We start from the raw sequence: 15,198 nt of genomic DNA, 5'->3' as shown, positions 1-15,198 counted from the left end.
ATTTGTGATGAAAAAAGTTCTGTATGGCCTTTGGGCTATATCTGCGCTTGCGGCGACCTCTGTCTATGCCGCCCCCGTTCAGGTGGGTGAGGCTGCAGGGTCGGCTGCTGCGTCGGTTTCGGCAGGAAGTTCCTCCGCAACCAGCGTGAGCACCGTAAGTTCTGCGGTGGGGGTTGCCCTGGCGGCGACCGGCGGCGGCGATGGTTCTAATACCGGAACCACAACTACCACAACCACCAGTACCCAGTAATAAAGGTACGTTTAATTCTAACCACACTTCGGTGTGGTTATTTTGGAATTGCCAAAAGTCTGTGGGATTTGTAGGCCGGGTAAGCGTCGCGCCACCCGGCAATAATGCGGAGAAACGTCGTGAAGCGACCAGCGATCATAATGGTTTGCCTGCTACTGCAGGCGTGCTCAGCCACTACCGAAGGGCTGGGTCATTCGCTGTGGGATAGCGTGTTTGGTACTCCCGGCGTACAGATGACGGACGATGAAATTCAAAACATGCCTTACGCCAGCCAGTACATGCAGCTCAACGGCGGTCCCCAACTGTTTGTGGTACTCGCGTTTGCAGAAAACGGACAGCAGAAATGGGTGACTCAGGATCGGGCTATTCTCGTCACGCAGCATGGGCGCATTGTGAAAACGCACCTTGGCGGGGACAACCTAATCGAGGTGAATAATCTGGCGACAGACCCGCTCATCAAGCCAAATCAGATAGTCGACGGCGCAACGTGGACCCGCACGATGGGCTGGACTGAACATCAGCAGGTACGCTATGCCACCGCGCGCTCGGTTTTCACATGGGATGGCGCCGACACCATCAAAGTCGGCAGCGATAACACGCCGGTACGGATCCTTGATGAAGAGATCACCACCGATCAAACGCTCTGGCATAACCGCTACTGGGTAGACAGTGACGGCATGATTCGCCAGTCGGAACAGTATCTTGGCGCAGGTTTCTTCCCGGTGAAAACCACGCTGATTAAGGCGGCAAAACCATGATGAAACAAATGATTACTGCGCTGACATTCAGCCTGTGCGCGGCATCTGTTTTTGCTGCGGGCAGCGTAAAAGTGATTACGACAGGTAGCACAGAAGCAAAAACGCTGACCGGGGCTGAACATCTGCTCGACCTGGTTGGACAGCCGCGGTTGAGCAATAGCTGGTGGCCAGGTGCGGTTATCAGCGAAGAGCGGGCAACAACTGAGGCACAACGTCAGCAGCAGGCATTACTGGCTCGTCTGGCGGCGTTGAGCGCTGAAGCAAGCGGTGATGATGCTGGCGCTATCAACGCATTACGCCAGCAAATTCAGGCGCTGAAGGTGACCGGTAGACAGACGATTAATCTCGACCCGGATGTAGTACGTACCAGTGAGCCAGGCAACCCGCCGTTGCAGGGCAATTACACACTGTGGGTCGGACCGCAGCTCACGTATATCACGCTGTTTGGCCTGCTAAGCCACCCGGGTAAACAGCCTTTTATACCCGGACGTGATGTTGCCAGCTATCTCGATGGGCAGCATCGGCTCAGCGGTGCGGATCGTAGCTACGCCTGGGTTGTCTATCCCAACGGACGCACACAAAAAGTACCGATCGCCTACTGGAACAAACGTCACATTGAGCCGATGCCCGGCAGCATCATTTTTGTCGGGTTGTCGGACTCTGTCTGGAGCAGCACCCCGGATGAAATCAATGCCGACATTCTTCGCACCCTGACCCAGCGGATACCCGAATAATGAGAAAAACTTATCTGCTCAGCCTGTTGGCGCTGGGTATCAGTGCGGCCTGTCACGGTGAAACGTATCCTGCGCCGATTGGTCCTTCCCAGTCCGATTTTGGCGGCGTGGGGCTGCTGCAAACCCCAACCGCACGCATGGCGCGTGAGGGCGAAATGAGCCTTAACTACCGCGATAACGATCAGTACCGCTATTACTCTGCGTCGGTGCAGCTCTTCCCGTGGCTGGAAACCACGCTGCGCTATACCGATGTGCGTACCAAACAATACAGTAGCGTGGAGTCGTTTTCTGGCGATCAGACTTACAAGGATAAAGCTTTTGATCTCAAACTACGTCTGTGGGAAGAGAGCTACTGGATGCCGCAGGTGGCAGTTGGCGCGCGAGATATTGGCGGAACGGGCCTGTTCGATGCGGAGTATATTGTGGCGAACAAAGCCTGGGGACCGTTTGATTTCTCACTCGGTCTTGGCTGGGGATACCTCGGGACCAGCGGCAACGTCAGCAATCCGTTTTGCTCATACAGCGATAAATTCTGTCATCGCGATAACAGTTACAAGCAGGCGGGTTCCATTGACGGCAGCCAGATGTTCCACGGCCCGGCGTCGCTGTTTGGCGGCGTGGAATATCAGACACCCTGGCAGCCGCTGCGTCTGAAACTGGAGTATGAGGGTAATAATTACCAGCAGGATTTTGCGGGCAAGCTGGATCAGAAGAGCAAGTTTAACGTCGGCGCTATTTATCGCGTCACCGATTGGGCCGACGTTAACCTCAGCTATGAGCGCGGCAACACCTTTATGTTTGGGGTCACGCTGCGGACTAACTTCAACGACTTGCGACCAAACTATAACGACAACGCCCGCCCGAAATATCAGCCGCAGCCGCAGGATGCCATCCTGCAACATTCGGTGGTGGCGAATCAGCTAACGCTGCTGAAATACAATGCCGGGCTGGCTGATCCTAAAATCCAGGTGCAGGGCGATACGCTGTATGTAACAGGCGAACAGGTGAAATACCGTGATTCGCGCGAGGGGATCGAGCGTGCCAACCGGATCGTGATGAACGATCTTCCTGACGGGATCCGCACGATCCGTATTACGGAAAATCGCCTTAACTTGCCGCAGGTGACGACCGAAACAGAGGTTTCCAGCCTCAAGCGCCATCTGGAAGGCGAGCCGTTGGGCCATGAGACTCAACTGGCGCAAAAACGCGTGGAGCCCGTGGTGCCGAAAACGACCGAGCAGGGCTGGTATATCGATAAGTCGCGCTTCGATTTCCATATCGATCCGGTGCTAAACCAGTCGGTGGGTGGCCCGGAAAATTTCTATATGTATCAGTTGGGCGTGATGGGGACGGCGGATTGGTGGGTGACCGATCATCTGCTGACCACCGGGAGTTTGTTCGCCAACCTCGCCAATAACTATGACAAGTTTAACTACACCAACCCGCCGCAGGATTCGCATTTGCCGCGTGTGCGTACCCATGTACGTGACTACGTGCAAAACGATGTTTACGTGAATAACCTGCAGGCCAACTACTTCCAGTCACTCGGCAACGGCTTTTACGGACAGGTTTACGGCGGCTATCTGGAGACCATGTACGGCGGGGCGGGGGCAGAAGTGCTGTATCGCCCGCTAGACAGCAACTGGGCGTTTGGTGTTGATGCCAACTACGTGAAACAGCGTGACTGGCGTAGCGCGCAGGACATGATGAAATTCACCGACTACAGCGTGAAGACCGGGCATTTGACCGCGTACTGGAATCCTTCTTTCGCCCAGGATGTGCTGGTGAAAGCCAGCGTGGGTCAGTATCTGGCCGGGGATAAGGGCGGAACGTTGGAGATCGCCAAACGCTTCGACAGCGGTGTCGTGGTGGGTGGTTATGCGACTATCACTAACGCCTCGCCGGATGAGTATGGCGAGGGTGATTTTACTAAAGGGGTGTACGTTTCCGTGCCGCTGGATCTGTTCTCGTCTGGTCCGACCCGCAGCCGTGCGGCGATTGGCTGGACGCCGTTAACACGTGATGGCGGTCAGCAGCTTGGGCGTAAGTTTGGTCTGTACGATATGACCAGCGATCGCAGCGTGAATTTTCGGTAATCGAGCCGTTTGCCAGCCGGATGGCGCTACGCTTATCCGGCCTACAAAGTGCCTGTATTGCAGGCCGGATAAGGTATTTACGCCGTCATCAGGGAAGTTACAGGCGACGCAATAATTTTGCCGGGTTTCCCGCGTACACGCCTTTCTCGGTGATCGATTTGGTCACTACGCTTCCTGCGCCGATGACCGCGCCATCGCAGACAGTGACCGCCAGAATGGTCGCCCCGCTGCCGATCGAAACATCGTCGCCAATCGTAATTCTTCCCCAACTGTTGCGGTCGGCGTTGGGTTTACCGTCGCGGAACATATCGTTGGCGAACATCACGCCATGCCCGATAAAACAGCGGGAACCGATGGTGACATATTCGCAGATGAAGGTGTGCGACTGAATTTTGCTGTCTGCGCCAATCTGCGTGCTGCCCTGGATTTCAACAAATGGTCCGACAAAAACGTTGTCTCCCAATATGCAATCGTAGAGATTGGCGGGTTCATAAATCACCACGTTCTCACCGCAGGTAACGTTGCGGACAGCGGATTGTCTTAGCTGCATAATTCATCCTGTGAAATGTATCGTGGCATTCATCATTCTCCGTTGACCTTTCTTGCACAAAATATAAACAAAAAATGTAGATCTCTGTCACATTTTTGCGTTATACAGGAACCTCGCCACTGAGTAAGAGGTGCTGCTATGACGTCGCTATCTCGTCCGCGCGTGGAGTTTATCTCCACTATTTTACAGACCGTGTTGAATCTGGGACTGCTGAGTCTGGGCCTGATCCTGGTTGTATTCCTCGGGAAAGAAACGCTGCATCTGGCGGACGTGCTGTTCGCCCCGGAACAAACCAGCAAGTATGAGCTGGTGGAAGGGCTGGTGGTTTACTTCCTCTATTTTGAATTTATCGCGTTGATTGTGAAGTACTTTCAGTCAGGGTTTCACTTTCCGTTGCGCTACTTTGTCTATATCGGGATCACCGCGATTGTGCGGTTGATCATTGTCGATCATAAAGCGCCGATGGATGTGCTGATCTATTCTGCAGCGATCCTGCTGCTGGTGATCACCCTGTGGCTGTGTAATTCCAAACGGCTGAAGCGAGAGTAAAAGACAACACGCCGCAATCGGGCTGCGGCGTGTTGCAGGGCAGGATTACTGCGCAGAGGCAGGCTGGGTTTTCTCTGCGGCGGGTTCCCACAGTTGTTCAAGTTCTTCCAGCGTTTTGCCTTTGGTTTCCGGCACAAACTTCCACATAAACAGCGCGGCCAGAATGCCCATGCAACCGTAAATCCAGTAGGAGAAACCGTTGTGGAAATGGGAAACCAGCCACGAATTTTTGTCCATCATCGGGAAGGTCCAGGAGACGAAGTAGTTCGCCAGCCATTGAGCTGCAACGGCAATGGCGAGCGCTTTGCCACGAATCGCGTTCGGGAAGATTTCGGCCAGCAGCACCCAACAAACTGGTCCCCAGGACATGGCGAATGCGGCGACGTAAAACAGCATCGACAGCAGAGCAACCAGCCCGGAAGCCTGGGTATAAAACGCGGTACCGAGACTGAACATACCGATGGCCATGCCCAGAGCGCCAATAATCTGCAGTGGTTTGCGACCAAATTTATCCACCGTCATGATAGCCAGCACGGTGAAGCTCAGGTTGATCACGCCAACTATAATGGTCTGTAACAAGGCCACGTCGGTGCTGGCTCCCAGCGTTTTAAACACCTCCGGGGCGTAGTAGAGCACGACGTTAATACCGACGAATTGCTGGAAGATAGACAGCATTACGCCGATGACGATAACGCCTGCGCCAAACATCAGTAGGCGACCACCGGTTTTACGACCATGTTCCAGAGACTGATTGATCTCCTGCATGGCCTGGGTGGCGAGGGTGCTGCCCATAATTTTGCGCAGAATACCTTCCGCTTGTTCGTGTCTGCCACGCGCCATCAGCCAGCGCGGGCTTTCTGGTACGGTGTACAGCAGCAGTAAAAACAGCAGAGCGGGAATACTTTCGGACGCAAACATATAGCGCCAGCCATCGGTATTCAGCCAGTTCGCATCACCCGAACGGGCGATAAAATAGTTAACGCAATACACTAACAGTTGACCAAAAATAATGGCGAATTGGTTAAATGACACCAGTTTCCCACGAATGTGTGCGGGTGCCAGTTCAGCAATATACATTGGTGAGAGCATTGAAGCTAAACCTACCCCAATACCCCCAATGATACGATAAATAACAAATTCGGGAACGTATCCGGCTAAATAAACGGGTACGGCGTTATCTGGATTAATAGTTGTAAAGCCTAGTTCCGGCCAGGCGGAACCAATACCAGAAATAAAGAACAGCAGCGCCGCGATTTTCAGCGAGTCCCGGCGGCCAAACCGGTTACTGCAATAGCCGCCCAGCGCACCGCCGATGATGCAGCCAATCAACGCACTGGCGACGCAAAAGCCCAACAGCGAGTTGGCGGCGGATTCACTTAAGTGTTGTGGGGCGACAAATACGGTATTTAAGGACTCTACCGTTCCGGATATGACTGCAGTGTCGTAGCCGAATAATAGCCCTCCTAATGTTGCCACTAATGTAATCGAAAAAATATAACTGGAATTATATTGAGTGTTCATTCAGACCTGCCTTAGAGGATACAGCTCTTTTGATCAGTGCCGTGATGTTGAATTTAACAGGCAGGGAAGACAATTATCATTTTTTACATTGCAATTACGTTTTGTCTTTTCTGTGATCTTAATTCTGTTTAATTTTATTGCGCTCGGGTGAAAAATAGAATTGCAGTGACGGGGAGCACGAAAGGAAATAATCGTAAGCGTAATACAAAATAACATAAAAAAAGGGCGCTCCGTAGAGCGCCGAATAACAGTCACAGGTTGGGATAACATAAGTTGAGGGTTGCAGTGGCATTGCCCGTTGCCGGGCAGTTACTTCGGTAAAACTTAACCTTTCACACCACCTGCCGTCAGTCCGTTGACCAGCCAGCGCTGCGCCAGCAAGAACACCAGAGTGATCGGAATGGCTGAAAGTACAGCTGCGGCGGCAAAGTCGCCCCACAAATAGTTCTGTGGATTGAGGTACTGCTGCATACCTACCGCGAGGGTATAGCTGTTCACATCACGCAGCAGCAGTGACGCGACCGGTACTTCGGTAATAGCGGCAATGAAAGACAAAATAAACACGACCGCCAGAATCGGAACGGAAAGTGGTAGCAGCACCAGGCGGAATGCCTGCCACGGCGTTGCGCCATCCAGCGCGGCCGCTTCTTCCAGCGAACCGTCGATGGTTTCGAAATAACCCTTAATCGTCCATACATGCAGCGCAATACCGCCAAGATAGGCGAAGATCACGCCGCCGTGCGTGTTCAGGCCGATAAACGGAATGTACTGACCCAGGCGGTCAAACAAAGCATACAACGCGACCAGAGACAGCACCGCCGGGAACATCTGGAAAATCAGCATCCCTTTCAGCAGGGTTGCTTTGCCCGGGAAACGCATACGCGCAAAGGCGTAAGCACAGGTGGTGGAAAGCGTCACGATACCGATCGCGGTAATGCTGGCCACTTTCACCGAGTTCCACAGCCATAACAATACCGGGAATGGCGGTGGCGTCACGCGGCCATCCGCGTGTTCAACGCTAAAGCCCAGTGCCAGTTTCCAGTGTTCCCAGGAGATGTTTTCCGGGATCAAACTGCCGGTGGCAAAGTTACCTTCGCGCAGCGAGATAGCGATAACCATCAGCAACGGGAACATGATCGCCGCGATGAAAATCAGCAGCAGCAGGTGCGTTGTTAAGAGACGCAGTTTCTGAGATTTGGGTTGTACCATAGCCATGTTCGTTGTCTCCCTTAATCAAACTTCATACGTGTGGCTTTCAGGTTCACAATCGCCAGCGCACCCACCAGCAGGAAGATCAGCGTGGCGATCGCCGCCGCCAGACCGAAGTCCTGACCACCGCCGCCTTCAAAGGCGATACGGTAGGTGTAGCTCACGAGCAGGTCGGTATAACCGGCTGGCGTGGTGGTGCCGAGTCGGTCCGGGCCACCGTTGGTCAACAGCTGAATCAGCACGAAGTTGTTAAAGTTAAAGGCGAAGCTGGCGATCATCAGCGGTGTCAGCGGCTTAATCAGCAGCGGTAGCGTTATCTTAAAGAAGTTCTGGAACGGACCTGCACCATCCATCGCCGAGGCTTCATACAGATCGTCAGGAATCGCTTTCAGCAGACCCATGCACAGGATCATCATGTATGGATAACCGAGCCAGGTGTTGACGATAATAATCATCGAACGCGCGGTGGTTGGGTCGCTGAACCAGGCCGGTTTGATGCCAAACAGTGCGCTCAGCATCATGTTGATTTCACCAAAGCTCTGGTTGAATAAGCCCTTGAAAATCAGAATCGAGATAAACGACGGTACGGCATACGGAAGAATCAACAGGACACGGTAAATCGCTTTGCCTTTGAGAGACTCCCACTGTACGAGACAGGCCAGCACCATCCCCACAGCAACGGTGAGGATCACCGTCAGAACGGAGAAGACCACCGTCCAGACAAAGATGGCGAAGAACGGTTTCTGGATGCCTTCGTCGGTAAACACGCGAGTGAAGTTATCCCAGCCGATGGCAACGGTATAGCCTGGACTGAGTTTTTCGCTACCCCAGTTACCGTCAGCGTTAATCGCCTGATAATAACCAATATCGTTATTGGCGCGGTATTTTACGCCGCTCTGGCTGTTGGTGAGCGTACCGTCATCAGCGAGCGTATAAAGTGGCTGCGTGCCGGAAAACTGGCGCAGTGAACTCATAATCACTTTGCTTTCATCCGGCAGGATGGCGGTCAATTGGGTTAATGCCTGGCGATTTTGCGTGATGATACGCAGCGTTGCACGCTCGCCCGCTGGCAGCGCTTCGGCTTCTTTCAACTGCAGTTTCTGTTCGCCGCCAAATTTAAAGGCGTCGGAGAGATAATTCTTGCCGGTTTCACCGTCGGTGAGAGCCAGTTGCCACTCATCACCCGCCGGATACAGGCCAAAGTTGTAGGTTTTCCCAGCCTGATACGAACGATCCATCAGGACTTCCTGAGCACGTTCAAAGGTCAGTTGGTTGGTACTGCTGTAGTTGGTAAAGGCAATGGCGATCGTACAAATCAGCGGAAACAGGACAAACAGCCCCATACCGGCAACGCCCGGGTAAACATAGCGCCAGGCATAGGCTTTACGGTTAGCGAAAATATACAGGCCAGCAGAGCTTAAAATCAGCGTCATGATGGCAAACAGGTACTCCCCCTGAGCGTACATCAAAACAACAAGGTAACCGACCAGCAGCCCAAGCAGACCCATCACTGACCATTTCAGCGTGTCGCTTTGCCACCAGTGTTTCTTTTTAATGACATCCATGGGGTTCAATCCTCAACAACAATGAAAACCTGTTGGTCAGCGTGCCTGATGGCGCTGCGCTTATCAGGCCTACGGTGTGTTGTAGGCCGGATAAGGCATTTATGCCGCCATCCGGCACGTGTGCTACAGCATTACTTGGTGATACGACCTTGTGCATCTTTCAGCGCGGCATCGACGGTCTGACGGCCGCTGGCTGCGTTGATCACTGCGGTACGAACGGCATACCAGAATGCGGACATCTGTGGGATGTTCGGCATGATTTCGCCTTTCTGGGCGTTATCCATGGTGGCGGCAATGCGTGGGTCTTTTGCTAACTGATCCTGGAAGGATTTCAGCGCAACGGCGCCCAGCGGCTTGTCCTTGTTCACTTCATCCAGACCCTGATCGGTCAGCAGGTAGTTTTCGAGGAACTCTTTCGCCAGTTCTTTGTTCGGGCTGGCGGCGTTGATACCGGCGCTCAGAACGCCAACAAATGGTTTAGACGCTTTGCCTTTGAAGGTTGGCAGCAGCGTGACGCCGTAGTTGATTTTGCTCTTGTCGATATTGGACCACGCCCACGGACCGTTGATGGTCATCGCGGTATCACCTTTGTTAAAGGCCGCTTCGGCGATGGAGTAATCGGTATCCGCGTTCATGTGTTTGTTCTTGATCAGGTCAACCAGGAAGGTCAGACCCGCTTTCGCGCCGGCGTTATCCACGCCCACGTCTTTCACATCGTACTTGCCGTTTTCAAACTTGAATGCGTAACCGCCGTCGGCGGCAATCAGCGGCCAGGTGAAGTACGGCTCTTGCAGGTTGAACATCAGCGCGGATTTACCTTTCGCCTTCAGTTCTTTATCCAGTGCAGGAATTTCTTCCCAGGTTTTCGGTGGGTTTGGCACGAGGTCTTTGTTGTAAATCAGCGACAGCGCTTCAACCGCGATCGGGTAGGCAATCAGTTTGCCGTTATAGCGTACGGCATCCCAGGTGAACGGATAGAGTTTGTCCTGGAACGCTTTGTCAGGCGTGATTTCAGCCAGCAGGCCAGACTGAGCGTAACCGCCAAAACGGTCATGAGCCCAGAAGATGATGTCCGGGCCGTCGCCGGTCGCGGCAACCTGCGGGAATTTCTCTTCCAGTTTGTCCGGGTGCTCAATAGTGACTTTGATCCCGGTGTCTTTCTCGAATTTTTTGCCCACTTCAGCGAGGCCGTTATAGCCTTTGTCGCCGTTAATCCAGATAACCAGCTTACCTTCTTCAATCTTGGCGAGAGCCGAGGCGGAAAACATCATCGTCGTTAATGCAGACAATGCGAGGATGCGTGCGCCAGTTTTGATTTTCATAGTTCCCATCCTGTTTGGTGATTTTGCAGAGGTGGCTTAACGGTTACTAGTTTCTTTATACGACAACCTCTTTCCATCCTCCTTACCCCTACGCCCCACCCGCTCTTTATGTGATCTGTGTTACATAAATGTGAGTATTGCGTACTGGCGCACATAAAAACCCACCGATTTTTGCAGGCTGCATCACGAAATTCCTCTGAGGCAGGTAGCCCGGGTCTCAGACGCTGCTCTCTCATCCTCCCGCCTCCTCCCCCATAAAAAAGCCGGGGGGTGGAGGATTCACGCAGTCAAGTGATCGCGCATAGTCAGCCCATCATGAATGTTGCTGTCGATGACAGGTTGTAACGAAGGGAGAAGGGCATGGCGAGCGTACAGCTGCGAAATGTAACAAAAGCCTGGGGTGACGTGGTGGTATCGAAAGATATCAATCTCGACATTCACGAAGGGGAATTCGTGGTGTTTGTCGGACCGTCAGGCTGCGGTAAGTCGACCTTGCTGCGTATGATCGCCGGGCTTGAAACCATCACCAGTGGTGACTTGTTTATCGGGGGGACCCGGATGAACGACATTCCGCCCGCCGAACGCGGTGTGGGTATGGTCTTTCAGTCCTACGCGTTATACCCCCATTTATCTGTCGCGGAAAACATGTCATTCGGCCTCAAACTGGCCGGGGCGAAAAAAGAGGTGATGAACCAACGTGTGAACCAGGTTGCGGAAGTTCTGCAACTGGCACACCTGCTGGAGCGTAAACCAAAAGCGCTTTCCGGCGGACAACGTCAGCGTGTGGCGATTGGCCGTACGCTGGTCGCCGAACCGCGTGTATTCCTGCTGGACGAACCGCTGTCAAACCTCGACGCCGCGCTGCGCGTCCAGATGCGTATTGAAATCTCCCGCCTGCATAAACGTCTTGGTCGCACGATGATTTACGTCACCCACGATCAGGTCGAAGCGATGACCCTGGCTGACAAAATTGTGGTGCTGGATGCCGGTCGCGTAGCGCAGGTCGGTAAACCGCTGGAGCTATACCACTACCCGGCTGACCGCTTTGTTGCCGGGTTTATTGGCTCGCCGAAGATGAACTTCCTGCCGGTGAAAGTCACCGGGACGGCCATCGATCAGGTGCAGGTTGAACTGCCTAACCGCCAGCAAATATGGCTCCCGGTAGACAGCCATGCGGTGCAGGTTGGTGCCAACATGTCTTTAGGTATCCGCCCGGAACATCTGCTGCCCAGCGATATCGCCGATGTCACCCTCGAAGGTGAAGTGCAGGTGGTCGAGCAGCTTGGTCACGAAACACAAATTCATATCCAGATCCCCGCCATCCGTCAAAACCTGGTTTACCGCCAGAACGACGTGGTGTTGGTAGAAGAGGGTGCCACATTCGCTATCGGCCTGCCGCCAGAGCGTTGCCATCTGTTCCGTGAGGATGGCAGTGCATGTCGTCGGTTGCATCAAGAGCCGGGTGTTTAAGGTATCCCATTAAAAAAAAGCGCAAAACCGTCAAGGTGAAGCGTTTAAAGAAAAGCAATGATCTCAGGAGATAGAACGATGATTACTCTGCGCAAACTCCCTCTGGCGGTTGCTGTGGCGGCAGGCATTATGTCTGTTCAGGCAATGGCTGTGGATTTCCATGGCTATGCACGTTCCGGTATTGGCTGGACGGGTAGCGGCGGTGAACAACAGTGTTTCCAGGCAACCGGCGCCCAAAGTAAATACCGTCTTGGTAACGAATGTGAAACCTATGCGGAAATTAAATTAGGTCAGGAAGTGTGGAAAGAGGGCGATAAGAGCTTCTACTTCGACACTAACGTTGCCTATTCCGTCGCACAGCAGAATGACTGGGAAGGGACTGACCCGGCCTTCCGTGAAGCCAACGTGCAGGGTAAAAACCTGATTGAATGGCTGCCAGGCTCCACTATCTGGGCAGGTAAGCGCTTCTATCAGCGTCATGATGTTCACATGATCGACTTCTACTACTGGGATATTTCAGGTCCTGGTGCTGGTATTGAAAACATCGATCTGGGCTTCGGTAAACTGTCTCTGGCCGCGAGCCGTTCACAGGAAGCGGGTGGTTCATATGCTTTCAGCAGCCAGAATATCTATGATCGTACCAAAGACACCGCCAACGACGTATTTGACGTTCGTTTAGCACAGTTGGCAACTAACCCGGATGGGATGTTGGAATTGGGCGTTGACTATGGCCGTGCGAATACCACCGATGATTACCACCTGGCAGACGGCGCATCTAAAGATGGTTGGATGTTCACCGCTGAACATACCCAGAGCATGCTGAAGGGCTACAACAAGTTTGTTGTTCAGTACGCGACAGATTCTATGACCACTCAGGGTAAAGGTCTGAACCAAGGGTCTTACGGTTCATCCTCCTTCACCGTTACTAACCCAGACGGTAGTAAAACGAATTACGCCAATAACGTTATTAATAACAACGGTAGCCTGTTCCGCGTACTTGACCACGGTGCAATCTCCCTTGGCGACAAATGGGATCTGATGTACGTCGGTATGTACCAGAACCTCGACATGGATAACGACCTGGGGACCGAATGGTACACCGTCGGTATCCGTCCGATGTACAAATGGACACCGATCATGAGCACCCTGCTGGAAGTCGGTTACGACAACGTCAAATCTCAGCAAACTGGCGATCGCAACAGCCAGTACAAAATCACCCTGGCGCAACAGTGGCAGGCTGGCGACAGCATCTGGTCCCGCCCGGCAATTCGTGTCTTTGCAACCTATGCCAAATGGGATGAAGAGTGGGGCTACGTTAAAAATGGTAACGACGTAACCAAATACGCCGCTGCAACCAACTCTGGTATCAGCACAACCAGCCGTGGCGACAGCGATGAGTGGTCCTTCGGTGCCCAGATGGAAATCTGGTGGTAATTCAGCACTAACCTGACGTAAAGACCGAAAGAGGGGCGCCAGCCCCTCTTGATTACGGTTTAGCGCGCTATTGCCTGGCCACCGCTGAACCCATGCTATCTGAGGTGATAACAATGAAAATGAAGAAAAGTCTCGTTGCCCTTTGTTTATCTGCAGGGTTATTTGCCAGCGCGCCTGGCATCAGCCTGGCCGATGTAAATATTGTTCCGCAGAACACCACCGCGGCTCCAGCTATTCCCACTGCTGCGCTACAACAGTTAACCTGGACGCCGGTTGATCAATCCAAAACCCAGTCGACACAGCTAGCGACAGCGGGTCAGCGTCTGGATGTTGCTGGTATTACTGGCCCAGTCGCTGCGTACAGCGTACCCGCGAATATTGGTGAGTTAACTCTGACGCTGACCAGTGAAGTCAACAAACAAACCAGTGTATTTGCACCAAACGTTTTAATTCTTGATCAGAACATGACGCCATCTGCGTTCTTCCCCAGCAGCTATTTCACCTACCAGGAACCCGGCGTGATGAGTGCCGATCGTCTGGAAGGCGTAATGCGTCTGACGCCAGCGCTGGGCCAGCAAAAGCTCTATGTTCTGGTCTTTACCACAGATAAAGATCTCCAGCAGACCACGACCCTGCTTGACCCGGCAAAAGCCTATGCCAAGGGTGTAGGTAACGCTGTTCCGGATATTCCTGACCCGATCGCCCGTCATACCACCGACGGTCTGCTGAAGCTGAAAGTCAAAACCAGTTCCTCCTCCAGCGTGCTGGTAGGGCCGCTGTTTGGCTCATCCGGCCCTGGCCCTGTCACGGTGGGTAATACCGCAGCGCCTGCAGTTACTTATGCGGCTCCGGCGGCAGCCGTTGCTGCTCCAGCGCCACAACCGGTGAAGAAAAGTGAGCCGATGTTAAATGACACGGAAAGTTATTTTAACCAGGGCATTAAGGATGCCGTGGCGAAAGGCGATGTCGATAAAGCGCTGAAGCTGCTTGATGAAGCTGAACGTCTGGGATCCAAATCTGCCCGATCCACCTTTATCAGCAGTGTAAAAGGCAAGGGGTAAACGTCTCCCCGCAGTGCTGATTTTGCAACAACTGGTGCGTCTCCTGGCGCACCTTTTTTTATCCTTCGGTGCTAATTGTTACACTTATGTTGCTCTGACGATCACTTAATTGTGTTTGCTCACCCCGTAATGCATTTTCTGCGATACAATGCCTTCAGGTTATAAATCGGAGAGTAAGGCATGCCACACCCTGCGTTAACGCAACTGCGTGCGCTGCGTTATTTTGATGCGATCCCGGCGCTGGACCCCCAACTGCTCGACTGGTTGTTACTGGAAGATTCCATGACCAAACGTTTTGAGCTGCAGGGGAAAAAGGTTACCGTCACGTTACTTCGCGAAGGATTTGTTGGGCAAAATGAGGTGGCTGAAGAACTGATGCTGCTGCCTAAAGAGTCTCGCTATTGGTTACGTGAAATCCTGTTATGTGCGGATGGTGAACCCTGGCTTGCCGGACGGACCGTGGTGCCTGAATCAACCTTGTGCGGCCCAGAACTGGCCTTACAGAACCTGGGGAAAACCCCGCTCGGACGCTACCTGTTTACGTCATCGACATTGACCCGAGATTTTATTGAGATTGGCCGCGATGCAGCGCTATGGGGGCGTCGTTCCCGCCTACGGCTGAGCGGTAAGCCGCTGATGCTTACCGAGCTTTTTCTGCCTGCATCGCCGTTGTACTAAG

General features: G+C 53.2%; 14 protein-coding genes. 9 read left to right on the top strand and 5 right to left on the bottom strand.

The window, feature by feature from the left end; genetic code table 11:
- Positions 1 to 7 precede the first annotated feature (7 nt).
- The 4 genes from yjbE to G4551_RS22140 all read left to right on the top strand — a co-directional run bounded on the left by yjbE (position 8) and on the right by G4551_RS22140 (position 3,838).
- On the top strand, positions 8 to 250 hold the full coding sequence (yjbE, locus tag G4551_RS22155) for an exopolysaccharide production protein YjbE (RefSeq protein ID WP_003826562.1): 243 nt from the start codon (positions 8 to 10) through the stop codon (positions 248 to 250).
- 119 nt (positions 251 to 369) lie between these two features.
- Entirely contained in the window at positions 370 to 1,008 is a 639-nt protein-coding gene (locus G4551_RS22150; RefSeq protein WP_003841387.1) for a YjbF family lipoprotein, read from the top strand.
- Entirely contained in the window at positions 1,005 to 1,742 is a 738-nt protein-coding gene (locus tag G4551_RS22145) for a capsule biosynthesis GfcC family protein (RefSeq protein ID WP_003841385.1), read from the top strand. Before G4551_RS22150 ends, G4551_RS22145 begins: the two co-directional genes overlap by 4 nt.
- A complete protein-coding gene (locus G4551_RS22140) occupies positions 1,742 to 3,838 on the top strand; it encodes a YjbH domain-containing protein (RefSeq protein WP_003841383.1) in 2,097 nt (698 codons plus the stop codon). The genes G4551_RS22145 and G4551_RS22140 overlap by 1 nt, the downstream gene beginning before the upstream one ends.
- A 97-nt stretch (positions 3,839 to 3,935) precedes the next feature.
- Here G4551_RS22140 and G4551_RS22135 read toward each other — a convergent pair whose 3' ends face one another.
- Positions 3,936 to 4,388, bottom strand: coding sequence for an acyltransferase (locus G4551_RS22135; protein ID WP_003841382.1), 453 nt, complete (start codon positions 4,386 to 4,388; stop codon positions 3,936 to 3,938).
- A 138-nt stretch (positions 4,389 to 4,526) separates the two neighbouring features.
- On the opposite strand from G4551_RS22135, the gene psiE reads away from it, so the two are divergent.
- Complete coding sequence (gene psiE / locus G4551_RS22130; protein WP_003031674.1) at positions 4,527 to 4,937, top strand: phosphate-starvation-inducible protein PsiE; 411 nt, start codon at positions 4,527 to 4,529, stop codon at positions 4,935 to 4,937.
- 45 nt (positions 4,938 to 4,982) lie between these two features.
- Here psiE and xylE read toward each other — a convergent pair whose 3' ends face one another.
- From xylE to malE, 4 genes are all read right to left on the bottom strand, one after another.
- On the bottom strand, positions 4,983 to 6,458 hold the full coding sequence (gene xylE / locus G4551_RS22125; RefSeq protein ID WP_003841380.1) for a D-xylose transporter XylE: 1,476 nt from the start codon (positions 6,456 to 6,458) through the stop codon (positions 4,983 to 4,985).
- Between the two features lie 324 nt (positions 6,459 to 6,782).
- A complete protein-coding gene (gene malG / locus G4551_RS22120) occupies positions 6,783 to 7,673 on the bottom strand; it encodes a maltose ABC transporter permease MalG (protein ID WP_003031677.1) in 891 nt (296 codons plus the stop codon).
- 14 nt (positions 7,674 to 7,687) lie between these two features.
- Positions 7,688 to 9,232, bottom strand: coding sequence for a maltose ABC transporter permease MalF (gene malF / locus G4551_RS22115; RefSeq protein WP_003841377.1), 1,545 nt, complete (start codon positions 9,230 to 9,232; stop codon positions 7,688 to 7,690).
- Positions 9,233 to 9,363: 131 nt separating this feature from the next.
- Complete coding sequence (malE, locus tag G4551_RS22110; protein WP_003031680.1) at positions 9,364 to 10,554, bottom strand: maltose/maltodextrin ABC transporter substrate-binding protein MalE; 1,191 nt, start codon at positions 10,552 to 10,554, stop codon at positions 9,364 to 9,366.
- Between the two features lie 360 nt (positions 10,555 to 10,914).
- Here malE and malK point away from each other — a divergent pair, with 360 nt between their 5' ends.
- The 4 genes from malK to ubiC all read left to right on the top strand — a co-directional run bounded on the left by malK (position 10,915) and on the right by ubiC (position 15,197).
- Positions 10,915 to 12,024 (top strand): maltose/maltodextrin ABC transporter ATP-binding protein MalK, encoded by a 1,110-nt coding sequence (gene malK, locus G4551_RS22105; protein WP_003841375.1) that lies wholly within the window; start codon positions 10,915 to 10,917, stop codon positions 12,022 to 12,024.
- A gap of 78 nt (positions 12,025 to 12,102) precedes the next feature.
- Positions 12,103 to 13,458 (top strand): maltoporin, encoded by a 1,356-nt coding sequence (locus tag G4551_RS22100; protein ID WP_003031683.1) that lies wholly within the window; start codon positions 12,103 to 12,105, stop codon positions 13,456 to 13,458.
- Positions 13,459 to 13,571: 113 nt separating this feature from the next.
- Positions 13,572 to 14,519 carry a maltose operon protein MalM gene (gene malM / locus G4551_RS22095; RefSeq protein WP_003841372.1) on the top strand — a complete coding sequence of 316 codons (948 nt, stop codon included), beginning with the start codon at positions 13,572 to 13,574 and terminating at the stop codon, positions 14,517 to 14,519.
- A gap of 180 nt (positions 14,520 to 14,699) precedes the next feature.
- Positions 14,700 to 15,197 (top strand): chorismate lyase, encoded by a 498-nt coding sequence (gene ubiC / locus G4551_RS22090; RefSeq protein ID WP_003841370.1) that lies wholly within the window; start codon positions 14,700 to 14,702, stop codon positions 15,195 to 15,197.
- Position 15,198 lies beyond the last annotated feature (1 nt).

It is taken from the genome of Citrobacter freundii ATCC 8090 = MTCC 1658 = NBRC 12681, assembly GCF_011064845.1.
Lineage (GTDB): Bacteria > Pseudomonadota > Gammaproteobacteria > Enterobacterales > Enterobacteriaceae > Citrobacter > Citrobacter freundii.
Note: the sequence above shows the minus strand (reverse complement) of the source record. Positions and strands in the feature narration are given on the sequence as shown.

Excerpts from the sequence above, each read along its gene's own strand:
- yjbE (WP_003826562.1), top strand. The coding sequence starts at position 8 with ATGAAAAAAGTTCTGTATGGCCTTTGGGCTATATCTGCGCTTGCGGCG.
- G4551_RS22145 (WP_003841385.1), top strand. The coding sequence starts at position 1,005 with ATGATGAAACAAATGATTACTGCGCTGACATTCAGCCTGTGCGCGGCA.
- G4551_RS22140 (WP_003841383.1), top strand. The coding sequence starts at position 1,742 with ATGAGAAAAACTTATCTGCTCAGCCTGTTGGCGCTGGGTATCAGTGCG.
- G4551_RS22135 (WP_003841382.1), bottom strand. The coding sequence starts at position 4,388 with ATGCAGCTAAGACAATCCGCTGTCCGCAACGTTACCTGCGGTGAGAAC.
- psiE (WP_003031674.1), top strand. The coding sequence starts at position 4,527 with ATGACGTCGCTATCTCGTCCGCGCGTGGAGTTTATCTCCACTATTTTA.
- xylE (WP_003841380.1), bottom strand. The coding sequence starts at position 6,458 with ATGAACACTCAATATAATTCCAGTTATATTTTTTCGATTACATTAGTG.
- malG (WP_003031677.1), bottom strand. The coding sequence starts at position 7,673 with ATGGCTATGGTACAACCCAAATCTCAGAAACTGCGTCTCTTAACAACG.
- malF (WP_003841377.1), bottom strand. The coding sequence starts at position 9,232 with ATGGATGTCATTAAAAAGAAACACTGGTGGCAAAGCGACACGCTGAAA.
- malE (WP_003031680.1), bottom strand. The coding sequence starts at position 10,554 with ATGAAAATCAAAACTGGCGCACGCATCCTCGCATTGTCTGCATTAACG.
- malK (WP_003841375.1), top strand. The coding sequence starts at position 10,915 with ATGGCGAGCGTACAGCTGCGAAATGTAACAAAAGCCTGGGGTGACGTG.
- G4551_RS22100 (WP_003031683.1), top strand. The coding sequence starts at position 12,103 with ATGATTACTCTGCGCAAACTCCCTCTGGCGGTTGCTGTGGCGGCAGGC.
- malM (WP_003841372.1), top strand. The coding sequence starts at position 13,572 with ATGAAAATGAAGAAAAGTCTCGTTGCCCTTTGTTTATCTGCAGGGTTA.
- ubiC (WP_003841370.1), top strand. The coding sequence starts at position 14,700 with ATGCCACACCCTGCGTTAACGCAACTGCGTGCGCTGCGTTATTTTGAT.